Source organism: Buttiauxella ferragutiae (genome assembly GCF_022637515.1).
In the GTDB taxonomy this organism is placed as follows: domain Bacteria; phylum Pseudomonadota; class Gammaproteobacteria; order Enterobacterales; family Enterobacteriaceae; genus Buttiauxella; species Buttiauxella ferragutiae.
The window spans coordinates 1,681,322-1,700,453 of sequence record NZ_CP093332.1; the positions used below are offsets into that span (position 1 = coordinate 1,681,322).

Annotated in this window: 14 protein-coding genes; 12 read left to right on the top strand and 2 right to left on the bottom strand. The window is 50.6% G+C overall.

Annotated features, from left to right (window positions below; all coding sequences use genetic code 11):
- Positions 1 to 16 precede the first annotated feature (16 nt).
- The 4 genes from MNO13_RS07660 (at position 17) to MNO13_RS07675 (ending at position 7,172) form a co-directional block, all read left to right on the top strand.
- Positions 17 to 2,806 (top strand): xanthine dehydrogenase family protein molybdopterin-binding subunit, encoded by a 2,790-nt coding sequence (locus MNO13_RS07660; protein ID WP_241939706.1) that lies wholly within the window; start codon positions 17 to 19, stop codon positions 2,804 to 2,806.
- Positions 2,803 to 3,357, top strand: a complete 555-nt coding sequence (locus MNO13_RS07665) for a (2Fe-2S)-binding protein (RefSeq protein ID WP_064545101.1) — start codon at positions 2,803 to 2,805, stop codon at positions 3,355 to 3,357. Before MNO13_RS07660 ends, MNO13_RS07665 begins: the two co-directional genes overlap by 4 nt.
- Positions 3,354 to 4,598: a cytochrome c gene (locus MNO13_RS07670; RefSeq protein WP_241939707.1), complete on the top strand. Its 1,245-nt coding sequence runs from the start codon at positions 3,354 to 3,356 to the stop codon at positions 4,596 to 4,598. The genes MNO13_RS07665 and MNO13_RS07670 overlap by 4 nt, the downstream gene beginning before the upstream one ends.
- A 774-nt stretch (positions 4,599 to 5,372) precedes the next feature.
- Complete coding sequence (locus MNO13_RS07675) at positions 5,373 to 7,172, top strand: carbon starvation CstA family protein (RefSeq protein WP_064545105.1); 1,800 nt, start codon at positions 5,373 to 5,375, stop codon at positions 7,170 to 7,172.
- A gap of 207 nt (positions 7,173 to 7,379) precedes the next feature.
- Here MNO13_RS07675 and MNO13_RS07680 read toward each other — a convergent pair whose 3' ends face one another.
- Together MNO13_RS07680 and MNO13_RS07685 are read right to left on the bottom strand one after the other, a co-directional pair.
- The gene (locus MNO13_RS07680) at positions 7,380 to 7,757 is read right to left on the bottom strand and encodes a hypothetical protein (protein WP_208856722.1); all 378 of its coding nucleotides are present in this window, start codon (positions 7,755 to 7,757) and stop codon (positions 7,380 to 7,382) included.
- 213 nt (positions 7,758 to 7,970) lie between these two features.
- Positions 7,971 to 10,394, bottom strand: a complete 2,424-nt coding sequence (locus MNO13_RS07685) for a DUF3772 domain-containing protein (protein ID WP_232886673.1) — start codon at positions 10,392 to 10,394, stop codon at positions 7,971 to 7,973.
- 375 nt (positions 10,395 to 10,769) lie between these two features.
- On the opposite strand from MNO13_RS07685, the gene MNO13_RS07690 reads away from it, so the two are divergent.
- The 8 genes from MNO13_RS07690 to fimC all read left to right on the top strand — a co-directional run bounded on the left by MNO13_RS07690 (position 10,770) and on the right by fimC (position 19,131).
- Entirely contained in the window at positions 10,770 to 11,231 is a 462-nt protein-coding gene (locus MNO13_RS07690; protein WP_064545119.1) for a PTS sugar transporter subunit IIA, read from the top strand.
- Positions 11,228 to 11,551: a PTS fructose transporter subunit IIB gene (locus MNO13_RS07695; protein WP_064545121.1), complete on the top strand. Its 324-nt coding sequence runs from the start codon at positions 11,228 to 11,230 to the stop codon at positions 11,549 to 11,551. The genes MNO13_RS07690 and MNO13_RS07695 overlap by 4 nt, the downstream gene beginning before the upstream one ends.
- A 13-nt stretch (positions 11,552 to 11,564) precedes the next feature.
- Entirely contained in the window at positions 11,565 to 12,668 is a 1,104-nt protein-coding gene (locus tag MNO13_RS07700) for a PTS fructose transporter subunit IIC (RefSeq protein ID WP_241939708.1), read from the top strand.
- Between the two features lie 30 nt (positions 12,669 to 12,698).
- A complete protein-coding gene (gene mngB / locus MNO13_RS07705) occupies positions 12,699 to 15,332 on the top strand; it encodes a mannosylglycerate hydrolase (RefSeq protein ID WP_241939709.1) in 2,634 nt (877 codons plus the stop codon).
- A gap of 8 nt (positions 15,333 to 15,340) precedes the next feature.
- Complete coding sequence (locus tag MNO13_RS07710) at positions 15,341 to 17,251, top strand: BglG family transcription antiterminator (protein WP_241939710.1); 1,911 nt, start codon at positions 15,341 to 15,343, stop codon at positions 17,249 to 17,251.
- Positions 17,252 to 17,623: 372 nt separating this feature from the next.
- Positions 17,624 to 17,758, top strand: coding sequence for a hypothetical protein (locus MNO13_RS24320; protein ID WP_277881151.1), 135 nt, complete (start codon positions 17,624 to 17,626; stop codon positions 17,756 to 17,758).
- Positions 17,759 to 17,768: 10 nt separating this feature from the next.
- On the top strand, positions 17,769 to 18,320 hold the full coding sequence (fimA, locus tag MNO13_RS07715) for a type 1 fimbrial major subunit FimA (protein WP_064545243.1): 552 nt from the start codon (positions 17,769 to 17,771) through the stop codon (positions 18,318 to 18,320).
- 115 nt (positions 18,321 to 18,435) lie between these two features.
- Entirely contained in the window at positions 18,436 to 19,131 is a 696-nt protein-coding gene (fimC, locus tag MNO13_RS07720; protein WP_121815241.1) for a type 1 fimbria chaperone FimC, read from the top strand.
- The last annotated feature ends 1 nt before the right edge of the window (position 19,132 follow it).

Genomic DNA, 19,132 nt, shown 5'->3' on the forward strand with positions numbered 1-19,132 from the left:
TTAAATGGGATGTTTTATGAGCAATTTTAATCCATCACGGCGCAGCTTTATTAAACGCGCGGTGGTTGCCGGAGTCGCGGTCTATCTCGCTCCTCTCTATAGCCGAGCCTATGCCGCGCTATTTGAGCAAAAAATTCTCCAGTCTCCGAACTGGGATGCGAAAAACAAGCGCATCCGTTTCCGTATTGATGGCCGGGCGAAAGTCATGGGGCATAAAGTTTTTGCGCGTGATATTCGCGCTGTCGATATGCCGCACTGGCCGCAGAAACAGGCGCACGCTTTTATTCTGCGCACCACCAAAGCCGACAGGCTGTTTAATGGTATCGATCTCTCGCTATTAGGCGATGACCTGAAACCGGATCGCGTTGTCACAGCCGTTGATCTGGCGCGTGATGGCCTGGCATTCCCGGCGTTTTACGGCGAAGACATGCTCCTGCCGACCGGCAAAACGCCAGCTTACCTCGGGCAAGCGGTCGCTATTCTGATCTACCACGATTTTGCTCGCTTCCGTTTTGCCAAAGATAAGCTGAAATTCAAAGACGAAGTGATCCAGTACGGCGCTGAAACTGGCCCGCTGGAGCGTGACCCATGGGGCACTTTCCGCTTCGTGCGCGTCGGTGGCGCAACTTCGCAAGATGACGACCATTTCTCCAGTCTGAAAGATATGCCGATTTTCCCGTTGTCGATGAGAAGGCATTTGCCGGTCTGGCCGGAAGGGCGTGAAGGCGGCAAACTCGATGAAGAAGGGATGTTCTACGCAGGCCAAATTGCTGACGAACTGAAAAATCCGCCACAAGACTGGCTGGTCATGTCTCGCCGTTACACCACCCAATCTATCGATACCGCGGCACTTGAGCCAGATAACGCCAACGGCTGGTTCGATGAAGCGACCCAAACTTTGCATTTAGTTGTGCCAACGCAATCCCCGCAGGAAGTGGCTGACGAAATGCCGCGCATGCTGGCAAAATGCACCACGCCGGTGAAACAGCTGATTCTGCATCCGTGTTACACCGTCGGTTACGGTTCCAAAGATCACTACAACTTCCCGTATTACGGCGCGGTGGCGGCAATGTATGGCGACGGGCATCCGGTGCGCCTGGCGAACGACCGTTACGAGCAGTTCCAGAGTTCGCTCAAACGCCACGCCTTTGACATGAATTACACCATCGCGGTCAACAAAAATACCGGCATCATGCAGTCGTTCCTTGGCGATATGACGGCCAACGGCGGCGGGCGCAGCAACTTTACGCCGTCTGTGTCGATGGTTGGTGCAACGGCGGCGCAGTCCATTTACTACTTCCCGAAAAGTGATTTATCGGCGGTGGGCGTTGCTTCTCGCGCTATTGATGCCGGTTCCGCTCGCGGATACGGCACGCTGCAAAGCATGGCCGCCACCGAAATGATGGTCGATGAAATTGCTGCAGAACTGAAGATTGATCCGATTGAATTCCGTATGCGCAACGCGCTGAAATCGGGCATGAAAAACACCCAGGGGGCGATCCCGGCTGGGGCGATTCGTGTGGATGAAGTGCTGGCAAAAGCTGCAAAACATGAGATGTGGCTGAAACGTGCTGAACGTAAAGCTGAATTTGAAATGAAGAACCCCGGCAAGCGCTTTGGCGTGGGCTTTGGTTGTGTACAAAAAGATTTTGGCACCGGAGCGGAAACCTCGTTTGCGCGGGTAGAAGTCAGTGCTGACGGGCGCATAGCTTTGCATCACAGCGGCGCGGAAATGGGTACCGGCATGTCGACTTCGCAATCGGTGCTGTGCGCACAATGGCTGGGGAAACCTGCTGACGAAGCGCATTTCTCGGTCACGGACTGGAGCACGCTGCCGGTTGTCACCAGCGGCGACCCATACATTATGTCGCAGGAAGAACAGGACAAACTGGCGGCGAACCCTTCCTGGTCGCCGTCTTACTGTTCGCCATCCAGCGCCAGTAACTCAGCATATTACTTCTCCCACAGCACGCGTGAAGCGGCACGCCTGGTGTTTGAACACGGCTTGTGGCCTGCGGCAATGTCTATCTGGACCACCGGTATTGGCGGCGGTCAGGCTGCACCATTAGTGGTGCGTATCGAAGACGCTCGTTGGGTAGAAGGCGGTTTAACTGCCGCTGGCATGGAAATTTTAAGCCTCGAACTGCTGGCGAAAAAAGCCCACGAAATGGGGATGATGACCGGTGCGACGGTACACGTCTTTAACCGCTGGCAGTGGGCCGAAGCCGATTTCAACATTGGCGGACAAAGCAAACGCCTGCCGATTGACGGCCTGTCGGTGCGTAACGGCAACGGTGAATTCACCACACTTGCCCGCGAACATGTTTACTATCCGCCAACCCAGCGTAATAACGCCTCTGTAACCTATTACAGCGCAGTCGGCACGCTGGCTGAAGTGGCTGTGAGCCTGGCGACCGGCGAAGTCGAACTGTTGAATCACCACTCGATTATGGAGTGCGGCAATTTAATCGTCCCGGAGCTGGTTTCCGGGCAATTGCAGGGCGGGCTGGCGATGGGTATCGGCCACGCGCTACACGAATATTTACCGCTTTATGAAGACGGACCCGGCAACGGCACATGGAACTTCAACCGTTATCACCTGCCGCGTGCCAGCGACGTTGCGGTCTGGAAACAGACTGGCGATGTGCTGCCTGCGCTTTCGGAAACCGACCCGCCAAAAGGTATGGCTGAAGTCGTGATGATCCCAGTGGTTGCCGCGTTGGTTAACGCCATCGCCGACGCCACCGGCCACCGTTTCCGTGATTTGCCTGTCCGTGCTGAAAATATTCGTGAGGTATTACCATGAGCATCAAAACTAAACCAATGACGCTGACCATCAACAACAAATCGTACGGCCCAATCGACGTGCCTGAAGGGTTGATGATGATCGATTTCCTGCATGAATATGTCTATTTGACTGGCTCACGTCTGGGTTGCGGGCAGGGGATTTGCCACGCCTGTGTGGCGATTGTTGATAACCCAAGCGGCACCAGCGAAGAAGTGCGCACCTGCATTACCGGCGCGCATTTCTTTAACGGCAAAAAAGTGCGCACCGTTGAAGGCCACGCCAAAGTTGATGAACAAGGCGAAGTGGTCGAGCTTTCGCCAATTCAGCAATCTTTCCTCGATCATTACAGCTTCCAGTGCGGCTACTGCACACCGGGCTTTGTCAATGCGGCGACGATTTTCGTTGAAAAACTCAAGCGCGAACCGATTGCCCGTGAAGAACTGGAAGGGGCGATTTCTACTGCGCTGGAAAACCATATCTGCCGCTGTACCGGCTACGTGCGCTACTACGAAGCGGTGCGTGATGTGGTGCTGAAAACGCCAGGATTAGTGAAGGAGGCGGTGAAATGAAAAAACGTCTTGCGCTAATTGTGCTGGCGATTGTCGTCATTATTGTGGCGATTTTGTACTGGCGGGAATACCGCACGTATGACGGCCCGGTGCAGAAAGTGACCGCCAGCAAGGAACAAATCGAACGTGGTCGTTATCTGGCAAAAGCCGCTGACTGCGCGGCTTGCCACACCGCATCTGGCGGCGCACCACTGGCGGGCGGCTATCCGTTAGAGTCCCCTTACGGCACCATTTATGGCAGCAACCTGACACCCTCTGCGGATAACGGCATTGGTCGCTGGACGAAGGACGATTTCTATCAAGCGTTGACCGAAGGTGTGACCCCTACCGGGCGTCACCTGTTCCCGGCGATGCCATACACCTCTTACAAAAATATCTCGCGCCAGGATTCAGATGATATTTACGCGTATCTGATGACGCGCCCGGCCGTCAATGTGGCAACACCAGATAACGAAATGAGTTTCCCGTTCAACCAGCGTATCGCGCTGATTGGCTGGAATATTCTGTTCCATAACAAGGATCCTTTACCGGCGATATCTGAAGGCAAATCTGCCGACTGGCAGCGCGGGCGTTATCTGGCAGATGTGCTGGGGCATTGCGGTGAATGCCATACCGAGCGTGGGTTACTCGGACAGATGAAGCTGGATAAAGCGATGCAAGGCGGGGAATTAGGGCGCTTTATGGCTCCTGATATTACGCCAAAAGCGTTAGCACAACGTGGCTGGACGCCTGACGATGTGAAGCAATTCCTCACCACGGGCTTTGCCCCGCAGGGCAGCGCGTTTAGCGAAATGCACATGGTGGTCGACCTCAGCACCCAGCATCTGACGCCTGAAGATCAAAAAGCGATGGCGACGTATCTGATGGGCGAAATGCCTCCTGCTGCGGTTCCGGCGGCATTGGGCAAAGGTAACGAAGCAGGGCGCATGACTTATCTCGACCAGTGCGCCGGTTGCCACGCACGTGAAGGCGAGGGCAAACCGCACGTGGCGGTGTCGATGCTCAACAACGCCACGTTGCGCCAGCCAGATGCCAAAAACCTGATTGTCTCAGTACTTGACGGCCTGCCAGCGCAGAATTTCCCGAACGGCGAAAGTATGCAGAGTATGCCTGGTTTCGGTGACCGCTTGAACGATGAGCAAGTTGCTGAACTGGTGAATTACCTGCGCGTGACGTGGGGTGGTTTGCCGGGGGATGTGACGGCGGAGCAGGTGAAAGCGTTGCGGGCAGCGCAGAAGTAAACTGGGCGTTGGGGCCTATGCCGGGTATGGCGGTGTTCCGTTCACCTGGAAGTTCTCCTTCCCCATAAATATCAATGAACGGTGAACGTGTAAGGGGGATTACGACATCCCCCTTACGACCCCGTCGCCCGGCAAATCAATCGCCGCAAGCGGTAAACACCGTTTTTCACCCAACATTCGGGGTCGTTCGCGACTCGTTCCGGACGATCGCTCTCTCACGTGGTTCCCGACCACGTGACCCCGACTGAAGGGTAAAAAACGGCGCGATTGAAGCCGGGAACAAGGTCAAAACCAGCGCGGTGTGGTCTGTTGGTTTTGGTTTTGAAGTTGACCTTGGGTTCCGGCTTCAATCGCCTCCGTTTTGACTCCAGGTGGCCGGGTCCAGCCGTCGGGAACGGCTGGAGGGCGCGATCGCCGGGAGCGAATCGCAACCGACCCGGACACGGAGGCAAAATGGAGGTTTACCGCGCAGCGGCGATTGACTTGCCGGACGCCTGGATTATCAAGGGGTTGGCGTAAACCCCTTGATACGTTCACCGTTCACTAATCTATGTGGGATCAAATAACTTTCAGGTGAACGGAAAATCGCTGCTCCGCCATAGGCTCCCCTCAGGTGAACGGAAAATCGCCGCTCCGCCATAGGCTATACCACTCACCCCCCCTTTCTAACCGCTCACACGCCAATACAACCACTCACTAAAACTCCCCCCACTTGCCTGAGTCACCCATGCCAGCATATCGCTGAACTTTTTATCTTTGGCACTGGAGTGGGTTATGCAACACGCACTAACGTTTGTTATCGCGACCCTGTGTATTCTGGCTATCTGCTATCGCCTTTACGGGGTGTTTTTCGTCCGTAAAGTGTTGAATGCCGATGACTCGGAAATCACACCGTCACATATTCTTGAGGACGGCAAAGACTACGTCCCAACTAAAAAATGGGTTAACTTTGGCAGCCACTTTGCGGCGATTGCCGCCGCTGGTCCGTTGGTCGGCCCAGTGCTGGCAGCACAATACGGTTATCTGCCAAGCTTCTTATGGCTGTTAATTGGCTGCGTGGTAGGCGGTGCGGTACACGATACCGTGGTGCTTTTTGCCTCCATGAAGCACCGCGGTAAGTCACTCTCAGAAGTGGCGAAAGCGGAGCTGGGGCCTGTAGCCGGCTGGTGTACTGGCCTGGCGATGTTATTTATCATCACGATTACCATGGCAGGTTTGTCGATGGTGGTGGTTCACGCACTGGAACGTAACCCGTGGGGCACCTTCGCGGTGTTTATGACCATCCCGGTGGCGATTGGTGTCGGTCTGTGGGAGCGTTTCACCGGCAGCATGCGTGGTGCAACCTGGGTTGGTATTATCGTGATTTTCGCCTGTGTGATTGCAGGGCCGTATATTCAGGAATCTGCTTTCGGTGAATGGCTGAGTTTCCGCGCATCTACCGTCAGTTTGGTTCTGCCATTCTATGCATTTTTTGCCACCGCACTGCCTGTGTGGATGCTGCTTACGCCGCGTGGTTACCTCTCCAGCTTTATGAAAATCGGCGTATTCGGTGCGCTGGTGATTGGTGTGGTGTTCATTAACCCGGAAATTCAGTTCCCGGCGGTGACGCAATTTATTCACGGTAACGGCCCGGTATTAGCAGGCCCAGTCTGGCCGTTTATCTCTATCACCATCGCCTGTGGCGCGATTTCTGGTTTCCACGCGTTTATCGGTTCCGGTACCACGCCGAAGCAAATCGATAAATGGAACGACATCCTGCCAGTGGCTTTCGGTGCGATGCTGGCTGAATGTGTGGTCGGTGTGATGGCGTTAATCGCGGCAACCGCTCTGCATCCTGCGGATTACTTCGCCATCAACGCGACACCTGAAGTCTTTGCCGGTCTTGGCATGGATGTGGTCAATCTGCCACAGCTTAGCGAATCCATCGGCCTGGATTTATACGGGCGTACCGGTGGGGCAGTGACTCTGGCAGTCGGGATGGCAGACATCTTCACGCGTATCCCGTGGTTCAGCCATTTAGCCTCGTATTTCTTCCAGTTCGTCATCATGTTTGAAGCGGTATTTATCCTGACAGCGGTAGATTCCGGTACCCGTGTTGCGCGTTACTTGCTGCAAGATTTCCTCGGCGACATCTGGTCTCCGCTGAAACGCACCAACTGGATGCCTGGCGCAATTGGCTGCAGCATCGTGGCCTGCGTGTTGTGGGGTTATCTGCTGAACTCCGGCGACATCAACTCAGTGTGGGCGCTGTTTGGGGTATCGAACCAACTGATGGCTTCCATTGGCCTGATGATCGGTGCGACCATTATTCTGCGTATGTCGGAAAAACGCTGGTACGTACTGACCTGTCTGATCCCGCTGTCGTATCTGTATGTGACCGTAAACTATGCCGCTTACTGGATGGTGAAGAACGTTTACTTCAATAGCGCAGCTAAAGGCTTCAACATCTTCAACGGTACGATTTCGATTGTGATGGTCGCGTTGGGGCTGGTGATTATGGTAGCGTCGATTCAACGCTGGTTTGTGCTGTGGCGTGCTCGCGGTAACTCAGAGCCGATTGAATTGTTGTCATAACTTAAGTCGTTATTTAAGCAGTACTAAAAGCCGGTCTTCCATGACCGGCTTCAGATTGCTGATAAAGGGTGATAAATGTGTTTTGTAGGGTGGATAAGCGTAGCGTCATCCACCATTTACGCCAGTTGTGTCGGATGACACTGCGCTTATCCGACCTACGAAGAAGTTTGTCATCAGTCTCAAGCCGGTCTTCCATGACCGGTTTTTTTATTGGCAGGCTTTCATTTCTGCGTTGGTCAAATCAGCACGGCTGCAATCCAGTTCACGGCCTGAAGGGCCTTTAGCGGAAGCTTCACCGGCTGGCATGATCATACCGTTCGCGCGGTTTTTACCGGTCCAGCTAACACCCGCGCTACCATCTGGAGAAATAGCAATCGACAACACTACGCCCTGGCCGGTGGCTTCATAGTAGTTATCGTTTACTTTCTTCAGCTTCATCTGTTTACCGTTGAGATAAACCGGGCCGCCCTGGTCGATATGCACTTCGCCCGGATGACCTTTGCCGTTAAACAGCGGCAATGCGGCACTCGCGGAAAAGGCTACAAAACCCAGAACCAGCGCCATCGTTTTTAGTTTGCTCATCATTAACTCTCTTATCATTATCGTGCTCAATCTTCACCGTGGTGAAGTCGAGAAGTGGAATATTTCCGGTGCGAGATAATGCTGCCGTGCGCCAGATACGATATTGACTTATATCAAATTGGTGAATGAGTTGAGGGGGTAAAGATTCTTAATATTGATGTGTTGAGGGAGCAGAGAATAAAGCCGCAACGCGTTTCAGGCGTTGCGGCCAGGCTCTTATTCTTCAGTTGCGCGTTTAGGGGCAGGTTGTTCGAGAACCATCGTTTGTGTCTGGCTCAGGCTTATCCCTGCGGCACGTAGCATTTTAAGGATCTCGTACAGCAGGTCGCTACGCGTTGAGCTGACCATACGTGGGCTATTCACATAACCGGTAACACTCAGCACAATCCCGGTTGGCCCCAGCTCTTTAAAGCTGACTGACGGCGCGGGGTTTTCCAGAATAGATTCATGCAGCTTATAGGCTTCGAGCAGCAAATTCCGCACTTGCTCCGGGTCGATATCCAGCGGGAATGTCAGCGTAATGGTTGCCACGCCTTGCGCGTTACCCATCGTGGCATTACGCACGTTCTGCGAAATAAGCTGTGAATTGGGCACAATAACCGTGGATTTGTCACCTAACTGGATCTCGGTGGCGCGCACGTTAATACGGCGAATATCGCCCTCAACGCCGCTGATACTCACCAAATCTCCCACTTTCACTGGGCGCTCAGTTAACAGAATCAGGCCGGAGATAAAGTTCTTCACTATCTCCTGTAAACCAAAACCGATACCTACCGACAAGGCACTGACGATCCACGCCAGTTTGTTCCATTCAATGCCCAGCATCGACAGCGTCAGCATGATAATCAGCACGTAGCCGACGTTGGTGAACAGCGTGACCAGCGAGGCTCGCAGGCCCCTGTCCATATTGGTTTTTGGCAGGAAATCGTTATCCAGCCAGCGGCGTGTTGAGCGCAGTACATACCAGCCGACAGCCAGACACAACACGGCGTTAACGGCGTGTGCCGGGATAATATTCATCCCTTCGAGACCTTTACCGCCCCATATTTCGGCAATTTTGATCAGCAACTCCATCGGCGTCGTGGTGCCGAAGGTGCCATTCAACAGTGCAACGGCGGCCATCACCAACAGGCTGGTTTTGCCTAAAGCGGAGAACAGCGTGGCGGCAAGCGAGAGATGGCGGTCATTAAGGCTCAGCGTGCTTTTGAGGAGCTTCCCGCTCTGGGTGGTCGGTGAAAAAACCGCTTCACATAAATCGACCACGAAATGAATCAGCAGATACAGGCTACAAACCACCAGGCCAATCCACAGCAATTCGAACGTGACGAAGCGCGCCAGCGGAATGTAGCCAATCAGCAATGCCATCAGGATAACGAAGGCGGTCAGGCTAATGACCAGATGAATCAGACCGGCAACCGTCGAGCGGGCCTCGGTTTGCTCGCCTTCGGCACTCATTTTTCGGCGGATCCTGTTCACCCGAATCGGTGCAATCAGGCAATTGAGCGCGACCAGTAAGGCCGCCAGTCCGTTGCCAAACAGCGTGGCGGCAATGCTGGCACCGACTAACGCATTCAACTGTTCGATGATGCCAAAGATAAAGATGAAGGTTGCCAGCAAAATTGGGAACGAGGCCAGCGTTTTCGCCAGTGGGTCGGCAATACCCGGCAGACGCCAGGAAGGATGGCTATTTGACAGTAACGCGATACCCAGGCCAGCAATCACCGCTGAAAAATAGGTCAGTTCGACCATCTGGTCGGCAAATTCAAGCACCCATTGCGAGGTGTCAGGCAGGCGGGTCAGGGTATAGCACAACAACTGCATGCTGATACCCAGCGTCAGCGTGGTGCTTAATGTGGTAAAGCAGGCGAGGAAACTGCGACGAAAACGGCCTTGCGGCAGCCAGCGAGGCAGCACCCAATTCATTGGCTTGTCCAGCGCTTTGCGACCAAATAGCCCAATGGCTAACGCCAGCAGCAGATAAACTGCGCTCCCAAAACGCCAGTCGTCGCTCCAGGCCTGATGCCAGGCCGCACTCACTTGTGTGCCGAAATCGTCGAAACGCGAGGCATCTTTATCGCTTGGGTCAAAGACTGGCGACCAGAAGTTCTCGCCAAGAATACTGCCGGTGTTAAGCGCGATTTGGGTTTTCAGCGCGTCACGACGCAGCCCTGAAATTTGTGATGAGAGGTTTTGCGCCCCCACGGCAATGGCTTTGCTTTGCTCTATTTGCGTGGTGAGCAAGGCTTTACTGTTGTTCAATTGTTTGCGCTGGCTGACAACCTGCGGTGTTTCCGTCAGCGTACCCGGTGCCGGGGCTGGCCCAAGCACATCCAGTTGCCCCTGAATCTGTGCCAACTGCGGAGCCAAAGCAACGGCGAGCTTATCCGCATCACTGACCAGTTTTAGCGCATCGTCATTCAGGGTGGTGAACTGTTTGTCCGCTTTCGCAGTCGAGACGCGCTGTTTGAGTGAATCCAGGCGTTTTTGCAACGCAGGTAACTCCGTGCTGGCGTTGACCTTAACCGGTTCTTCCGTAGCAGATTGCCCGGCGGCGTCATCAGCCTGAGAAAGAAAAGGGGTCATTATCAAACAAGATAGCAATGCCAGTAAGAGCAGCGGCATTCTTAATGGTTTACGCATAGAAAGAATTTTCCGGGATATCGAAAAGACAGAAATTGGAGACAAGCGGATAAGGATACTCGGAATTTAGCGGATGCCAATCAGAGTAAGTCTATTTATGTTCCCGATAGCGTCAGGTTGGCGGCCATATGAACCGTGTTGCTCTGCTAATTGGCCACTGGTTTTGTAATGGTACTATTTTTTAATTGGTGACAAATAAATATGGAGCGCATCACAAACCAGTATGCTTTTTTGACTCGGATCTCTCTTTTCTTGCCTCCCCACATAATTCGTTTCCTCTTCCAGGCGGAAAATATCTCTCTTTTTGCATGAACAATATGCTCTAGTATATCAGTCAGCCTAATTACAATAATACGTTGCTGGAGATAGACGTATATGCTCATTACTCGTGATAATATTTTCTTAAATAAAACATTCAGGGATAAGCGGGAAATTTTTTGCTTCCTGGCGACACATGCTGTCGCACAAGGGTGGGCCGAAGATGCTAATAAAATTGAAGCGGATCTTTGGGCGCGGGAGAATCAATATTCGACGGGTTTTGAAAGCCAGATTGCTATTCCCCACGCTAAAACTGCCAATGTTTCCCATGCCGGGGTGATTTTTATTCGTCTGCAAAATCCCATTGATTGGGAAAGTCTGGACGATCTTCCAGTACAAATTATTTTTGGCCTGCTGGTTCCTGAATCTGGAGCGAAATTGCTGCACTTACAAATTATTAATAGCCTTGCAAGCCAAATCGTTGATGACGAATTCAGAGCGCGTTTATTTGCGGTCAACGATGAAGACGAACTATTTCAGTATATGAAATCGCGTATCGCTATTGAGGAGGAAGTATGAATATTGTCGGCGTCACATCATGTATTGCTGGTTTAGCCCATACTCCGATGGCAGCCAAATCCCTGGAAAAAGAGGGAGGGCGTCTGGGGCATCAGATAAAAATAGAGCAACAGGGTGCCATGGGGATCATGAACAGAATCACCGATGATGATATTCAAGCTGCAGATTTCGTACTTATTGCTGCTGACCGTACCATTGAAGAAGAGGAACGCTTCGCCGGGAAAGTCATTATTCGGGTAAAGATAGGCCAATGTGTTAGCCATGCATCTGATGTCATAACGAAATGCGTTTCGGCTGTTGAGGCTCGTCTGAATAAATAACCAAGGTGATGTCATGAAGAAATTAATGATAGAGATAAAGAATCATCTTATGACGGGTATTTCCTTTGCCCTGCCAGTTATTATTGCCGGTTCCCTGATGGTGGCGGTTGCCAAAATTATTGGCCTGGCGATCGGTGAGTCTAATCTTGATGCCTTCGCTAATAGCCATGGGCTGGCAAACTGGCTGTACCTCACGCAGGACATTGGATTTAAAATTATTGGGCTAATGAACTATGTTCTCGGTGCCTATGTTGCCTATTCAGTGGCAGGTAAAAAGGGTCTGGCCTCCGGTTTTACTGCTGGCCTAATTGCCTCGCTAACCGGCTCTGGTTTTATCGGCGCAGTGCTGGGTGGTTTGTTGGCCGGTTATTCTTCTGAGTGGGTCGCACGTAAGATAAAAATTACCGGCTCGGCGGCAAGCTCCGTCCCGCTGATTATTCTGCCATTTATCACCGTTGGCTTGCAGGTACTGGTGATGTTATTGCTGCTCGGGGATGTGCTGAGCTGGCTGAACACCTCGCTGATGGCCTGGGTTCAGCAGATGACGAAAGATGGCACCAGTACAGTTGTGCTGGCGGCTGTTCTTGGCGGGATGATTTGCTTTGATCTCGGCGGGCCGGTTAACAAAGCGGCATGGGGAACAGCAAATGTTTTGTTCCTGAGCGGTGTATATCTTCCTGCTATTCTGGTTAATGTCGCCATTATTATTCCACCGCTAGGCTACGCGGCTGCTCGTTTTTTACGCCCTGACAACTTTAATCAGACGCTGAAAGAAGCTGGCAATGGTTCGATTATTATGGGGATTCTGGGGATCTCCGAAGGTGCCATTCCCTTCACCCTGCGCAACCCGGCGCGGTTAATTCCTCTTAATGTTCTGGCAGGGACTCTGGGGGCGGTTACCGTTGCGTTATTAAAAGCTTATCCAATTATGCCGCCGTTGGGTGGGCTATATGGTGGTTTCACCGTTGGAAACCCGTGGGCTTATTTCATTGGTGCATTGGTTGGCACTGCTGTTATTGCTTTTGGGGCCAATCTACTGGTGAATTTCAATGATGAAGAGTCAGGTGTTAAATCCAGTAATAATCCTACTGAAGAGATTGAAATAAAATTTGATTAAGTTTTGCACTTTGCGTAATGGGAGATTGGTATGAAAAATAAAATTGTCCATATTTACACCCATACTCACTGGGATCAGGAGTGGTATTTCACATCATCGCGTTCACGTATTTATCTCTTTAATCACATCAAAAATGTGATTCGTATACTGGAGAATAACGATGACTTTCCCTGTTACCTGCTGGATGCGCAAAGTGCGTTAATTGAAAGCTATTTGCTGTGGGCTCCGGAAGACAAAGATGTATTGTTCAAATTAATTGCTGAAAAACGTCTGCTCACGGGACCGTGGTACACCCAAACCGATCAACTGGTTATTCATCAAGAGTCGCTGGTACGCAACCTCTGGTATGGAATTAAGGTCGCTACTGATGCGGGCAGCAGCATGGCTCTGGGCTATGTTCCTGACTGTTTTGGTCAGGGGGGCAATATGCCGCAGATCTACAAACAGTTCGGTATTCACCACGCGCTTTTCTGGCGTGGTATCGCGGACAACACGCTGCGGGAAACCGAGTTTATCTGGCAGGGTGAAAACGGCGATCGGATCTTTGCAGTGCAGATGCCATGGGGTTACCACTATGGTGGGCTTCTTGATGAAACTCCCGAAAAAATGGCGACCTTCCTGAATGAAAAAATGTCACCGATTGAAGCGCGAAGTGCCCGTGAAAACTTGCTTTACCCGCACGGTTTTGATCAGGCTCCGGTGCGTGAGAATCTGCCGGATCTGGTGAAGCAATTCAATGCCTGCGACGATGAACGACACTACCAGATAAGTAGCCCTCTGGACTTCCTGGAGGCGCTGGAAAAAGAGTCTGCAAACGATGTGCGGATACTCCAGGGCGAGCTGACTGAGGGCAAACACTCCCGCGTGCACAAGACGATTTTCTCATGCCGGGCCGATCTGAAGTTACTCAATAACGAGATTGAATCGCTGTTGGTCAATACGCTTGAGCCTGTGCTAGCCATTAGCCGCGGCCTTGGGCATGCGTATCCGTCAAAAATCATCGCTGATATTTGGAAACTGATGTTTTATAACGCCGCCCATGACAGCATCGGCGGTTGTAACAGCGACGATACTAATCAGGATATTTTCTTCCGCTATAAGCAGGCTCGCGATTTAGCCATCAATTTGCTGGAGCTGCATAGCCGATTAATTGCCATTCGTACCCAGCGCGAGCACGATTACACGTTCACTGTATTCAACCCGCTAACTAATCCAACCGCGCCACAGGTGACCTTCGAGGCATGGTTGCCGGGTATCCCATTCACCCTGCGCGATTCGGCGGGCAATGCATTGCCCTATGTGATTGAACAACAGACCGATTTGACCAGTTACGTATTGAACCAGACCATTCGACTTAATCCTGGCAAGCCATATCATCAACCGGAGAAGGTTTATCGCACTAAAGTGACGGTGAACAGCAGTGACTTACCTGCTCTCGGTTATACCCGCTGGCATCTTGATTTTGATGCTGATGGGGCAAGTAAGCGGGTCACGGATAATATGCTGGTCATCGAGAACGCATTTTATCGCATGGAAGTGGAAGAGAACGGGTTGCTCACCATCAACCATAAAACCACCGGTAAACGCTATGAGCGCCAGATGCTGTTGGTGGAAAATGGCGATGATGGAGATTCCTACAACTATTCGCCGCCGCGTGGTGACTTGATTGTTACCTCCGAAGGTTGCCTGGTTTCAGCTCGCCGGGAGAATAATGGCCTGAATCAGTCGTTGTTACTTGATTATGTACTTAAAGTTCCTGGCAACCTCGAAGAGCGGGCGCAGGGTATCGCCACCTCTACAATGAAAGTCGCGGTGCATGTGACTCTGCAGAATGACGACATAATCCGCTTTACAGTTGACGTGGATAACCAGGTGCTCAGTCATCGTTTATGCGTCCATTTCGCGACGGACATACTAGCAAATGTCTCTTATGCGGATCAGTTGTTTGGTGTGGTTGCGCGTCCGGTGCAACTGAGTAACGCCCTGAAAGTGTGGGAAGCTGAAAACTGGCATGAAAAACCGATTTCCATTGAGCCAATGCAAAGCTACGTGAACCTGCATGATGAAAAGCATGGTTTCACGTTGCATACCAATGGCGTGCGTGAATATGAAATCGTCGGCGACAATTTCGATACCATTTCCGTTACTCTGTTCCGTTCGTTCGGTTACATGGGCAAGGAAAACCTGCTCTACCGTCCGGGGCGTGCGTCGGGCGAGTCGGTCGTAGCAACGCCTGATGCGCAACTTTCTGGACCGTTGTCCTTCGCATTTGGCTGGCGTATCTATAGCGGCTCGTTTGACGAGGCACAGCATGCGCGGCTATCGAAATCGTTGCTGACATCGTTTCCGGTCTATCAGGATAGCGACTTCCTCAATGGCCGTCTGCGTTTTTGCCTGAGCGATGAACAACGCACATATCCGCAGGAATACAGTCTGCTGGCCCTGCCTGATGGCCCGGAAGATGCACTGGTCAGCGTGGTGAAATGCGCAGAAGAGGGCGAGGGGTTAATTTGCCGCTTCTATAACCCAAATCTGAATGCCACAGCCACCATTCCGGCGCTGAATAATGCTCGTTACGTCTTGCTGGACGAGAAAACCCCGTCACAGGAAAGGGCGGCGCTAAACCCTAATGATGTGCAGACGTTGTACATAGAAATAGTGTGAAGAGAGAAATGAGACTGTTTACCAATAAGCGGATCAGAGATATTTTCACCCAGATTGCTCAAGGGAATGTGACGCAAACCTCTTTGGCCAAAGAGATGAATGTGTCCACGCGAACCATCCGCAGTGACCTGAAAGATCTAAATGATATCGTTGGCGGGTTTGGTAACAGTCTCATTCACCATCGTAAGAAAGGTTTTTCCATTCAGGTTAACAATCCGGCGGGTCATAAAACGCTGCTTGAACAGTCACAAAGGCCCTGGAAAGAGACTCGTTCGACAGCAGAACGCCGCCGGGCTTTACTGTCGACGCTATTGCGCCAGGATGCGGAAATCTCGCTTGAGGAGTTGGAGTCGACGTGGTTTATCAGTATCTACAGCCTGAGAAACGACATTGCTTTGCTTAAGCGTCATTTTGCCCTCTATGACCTGAGTATCGTTTCTGGAGGGGTCGATAAATTTAAACTCTCTGGCAGCGAAATAGCGTTTCGTCGCTGCATTTACGATAACCTGCTGCGCTCAAAAGAAGCGGAAGAAGATTACCAGGGGATCTTTGATTCGTTGGCGAAGATTTCCAACATCAAACTGGCGCTGAGTGACTACTTTGTTAGCCATGGATTAGTGGTAAGCGATGTCAATTTGCGTTTTTTTACCCTGATTTGTGGGATTACCTGTGAACGTATTCTCCGGGGAAGTTGGCTGTTGGATTATGAGTTTGACGCTTGCGAACCGCACTTAAAAATAGTCGCGCGCGATATTCTTCCCCTGCTGCTGGCGGATGCCGTACCTAACATTGCGCAAAGCGAAATCGATTATATGGCGATGAACCTCGCCGCGTTTTGTTCAATGACGAGTGAAAATACGCTCGAGCATGAGCAGCACGACGCCGAGCGTGCGGTGATGAACCATTTTTTGAGTTATGTCAGTTCGTCCTGGTTCTGCGACGTCAGTTATGATGAGCTGTCACGCAAGAATCTGCTTAGTCACATTCAGGCCATGCGTATACGGGTTAATAATAACATCACTATTATCAACCCGTTGATTGAGCAAATTAAGCGTCACTATCCGTTGATGTACGAAATGACGCTGGCTGCTTTTAGTGAGCTGGAACACTTCTTCTCTAACAAAATTAGCGATGATGAGATTGGCTATCTCGTCATGCATATCGGGGCCATTCTTGAAGAGATTCATCTGAAAGACGAAGGTCACACTATCAGTGCATTAGTCGTCAATGATCAAGGTGAAGCCTCAACCCGGATCGTCTGCCAGAAAATAATCCGGATGTACCCCAACATTGCTATGACAAAGTGTGTTTCGGTTGAGCAGTACAAAGCGATGACCCGTGTGGAAGAGAGCATTGTCATAAGCTTTGTAGCCATTGAAGAGAAGAACAAACGTGTTATCAATTTGCCTCCGTTGCCAGAAAGATGGCAGTTAGAAAACATGAAGTACTTTTTAACCGCTGAAAACACGCCACCTGCGGCGATGGTGAATTATTTTTCTGCGGATCACTTTTTTGTATTTGAAAGCCACGTCCATACCAAGGAGTCGCTGATTAACTTTCTCTCCTCACAATTAGAATTAAAAGGAAGAGTTGATGAGCATTATTTAGACTCAGTAATTGAACGAGAAGTGCGAGCGTCAACATTGCTGGATGATAAAATCGCCATTCCACATCCATTAGGTCTGGTAGCATTAAGTACTATGGTGACGGTGGCTATATTTCCTGATGGAATTGAATGGGATGTGGGGAAAAAAGTTAAACTGGTCTATATGCTAGCCATTAGTGAGGATGCTTTTGTCGATAGCATGATTATTTATGATTATCTGACAAATATTCTTGATAACGACGTTATTGATAATTTAAGTCAGTGTGAAAATTATTCTGAGTTTATAGCATTGTCACAAAAATATTTTTTATAAAACATTCGGAATAAGAATGTTTTAAATAATCATTTTAGCCGCTTACAAAATCCCTCCCGGTATCCTTTCCTAACGTCTATACCCTAAATAATTCGCGTTGCAGCCAGGCGGTAAGGCCAGCACTCCCCGGTACCCTGTAGCGTAGCATGGGGTGAATTTTAACAAGTTTGAAACAAATTTCTTAATCCAGAAGATACTAATAACCTACTGTAATAAAAGCTATTTAAGTAGCAAATCACTATTATTTACTGATTTCCCGCCGTTGTTTCCTGGTCTTTAATAAGACATTCCTTAGGCAAGATAAAGGATTTACACATGTTATTAGCTATGCGATTAATTTAAATTATTAACATCGAGAAGATGGTGTTTTAAATGTTAATTCATCGTTTTCGAGAAGGTGAAAATATCTCCGCATGGATTGGGGAGTTGGGGGCTATTTGGCTCAGTAAATCAACTGGAATAATGAATGAAGGATACATTATTCAAACAGGATATTTTAATAATTAAAGGAATCTCCATGAAATTTAGTAAAATTGCTTGCTCTTTGGTTGCTGGCATTGCATTAGTGAGCGGTGCGGCACAGGCCGATGCGGTGACGGTAAATGGCGGCACCGTACACTTTCAAGGTGAGCTGGTGAATGCTGCCTGTTCGGTAAGCACCAAGTCTGCCGATCAGATTGTGAAACTCGGCCAGTACCGTACCGCGGCGTTCACTAAAGTGGGTGACACTTCAGCGCAGATCCCTTTTACCATCGTCCTGAACGATTGTGATACCAGCGTATCCACACTGGCTTCTGTGGCTTTTTCAGGCCAAACGGATGGTACTGACCCAACGCTTCTGGCTATTAACTCTGGTGATAACAGCACCACCGCAGGCGGCGTAGGTATCGAAATTCTGGACAATAAATCGCAAGTATTGACCCCGGATGGCAGCACATTCTCTACCGCGAAAACTTTGGTTGATGGCACCAACACCTTGCCATTTACCGCGCGTTATAAAGCGACCGCTGCCACTGCAACAGCAGGCCAGGCGAACGCAGATGCCACCTTCGTGATGAAATACGAGTAATCGGACCAGGCAGGGATGACGATAGCCACAGGGATGAGGCTAAACAGAAGATTATTATTCCGCATGCCGCACCTGGCTCTGTTACGTCGATTAATAATAATGATGGTGCTTTGTAATGACGACTTTATTTAAACCAGGTCTGGCGGTAATGCTGTGCCTGTTATTAACATGTTTTAATGTGCATGCTGCTGGAGGCGTTGCTCTGGGGGCAACACGAGTTATTTATCCGGCCGATGCCAAACAAACTTCGCTCTCAATTAATAATAGCGATGACAAAGAGCGTTATTTGGTGAATTCGTGGATTGAGAATAACCGTGGGGAAAAAGACAAAAAATTTATTGTTACGCCCCCGCTTTTTGTCAGTGAGCCTAAAAGTGAAAACACGCTGCGGATTATTTACGCCGGGCCACCGTTGCCAACCGATCGTGAGTCCATTTTCTGGATGAACGTGAAAGCGATTCCCTCGGTGGATAAATCCAATCTCGCAGGCAATAACGTGCTGCAATTGGCGATTTTGTCACGTATCAAATTATTTGTTCGCCCTAAAAACCTGCAAATGCAGCCAGATGAAGCGTTTAAACAACTGCGTTTTAGCCGTAGCGGCGAGCATCTGAGTATTCACAATCCTTCGCCTTATTACATCAGTACGGTCAATCTGAAGGTCGGTAACGAGAAACTGGCAAATACCATGGTTGCGCCAAAAAGTGTGGCGCAGGTGACGGTCCCAGCCACGCTAAAAGGAACCATCTCCTTCCAGACCGTGAATGATTACGGTGCGGTAACCCCTGTGCAAAAGGGCGCAATGCTGTAAT

Coding starts and splice junctions, on each gene's coding strand:
- MNO13_RS07690 (WP_064545119.1), top strand. CDS start 10,770: ATGCTCATTACTCGTGATAATATTTTCTTAAATAAAACATTCAGGGAT.
- MNO13_RS07660 (WP_241939706.1), top strand. CDS start 17: ATGAGCAATTTTAATCCATCACGGCGCAGCTTTATTAAACGCGCGGTG.
- MNO13_RS07695 (WP_064545121.1), top strand. CDS start 11,228: ATGAATATTGTCGGCGTCACATCATGTATTGCTGGTTTAGCCCATACT.
- MNO13_RS07710 (WP_241939710.1), top strand. CDS start 15,341: ATGAGACTGTTTACCAATAAGCGGATCAGAGATATTTTCACCCAGATT.
- MNO13_RS07665 (WP_064545101.1), top strand. CDS start 2,803: ATGAGCATCAAAACTAAACCAATGACGCTGACCATCAACAACAAATCG.
- MNO13_RS07700 (WP_241939708.1), top strand. CDS start 11,565: ATGAAGAAATTAATGATAGAGATAAAGAATCATCTTATGACGGGTATT.
- MNO13_RS07680 (WP_208856722.1), bottom strand. CDS start 7,757: ATGATGAGCAAACTAAAAACGATGGCGCTGGTTCTGGGTTTTGTAGCC.
- mngB (WP_241939709.1), top strand. CDS start 12,699: ATGAAAAATAAAATTGTCCATATTTACACCCATACTCACTGGGATCAG.
- MNO13_RS07685 (WP_232886673.1), bottom strand. CDS start 10,394: ATGCGTAAACCATTAAGAATGCCGCTGCTCTTACTGGCATTGCTATCT.
- MNO13_RS24320 (WP_277881151.1), top strand. CDS start 17,624: ATGTTAATTCATCGTTTTCGAGAAGGTGAAAATATCTCCGCATGGATT.
- MNO13_RS07670 (WP_241939707.1), top strand. CDS start 3,354: ATGAAAAAACGTCTTGCGCTAATTGTGCTGGCGATTGTCGTCATTATT.
- fimA (WP_064545243.1), top strand. CDS start 17,769: ATGAAATTTAGTAAAATTGCTTGCTCTTTGGTTGCTGGCATTGCATTA.
- fimC (WP_121815241.1), top strand. CDS start 18,436: ATGACGACTTTATTTAAACCAGGTCTGGCGGTAATGCTGTGCCTGTTA.
- MNO13_RS07675 (WP_064545105.1), top strand. CDS start 5,373: ATGCAACACGCACTAACGTTTGTTATCGCGACCCTGTGTATTCTGGCT.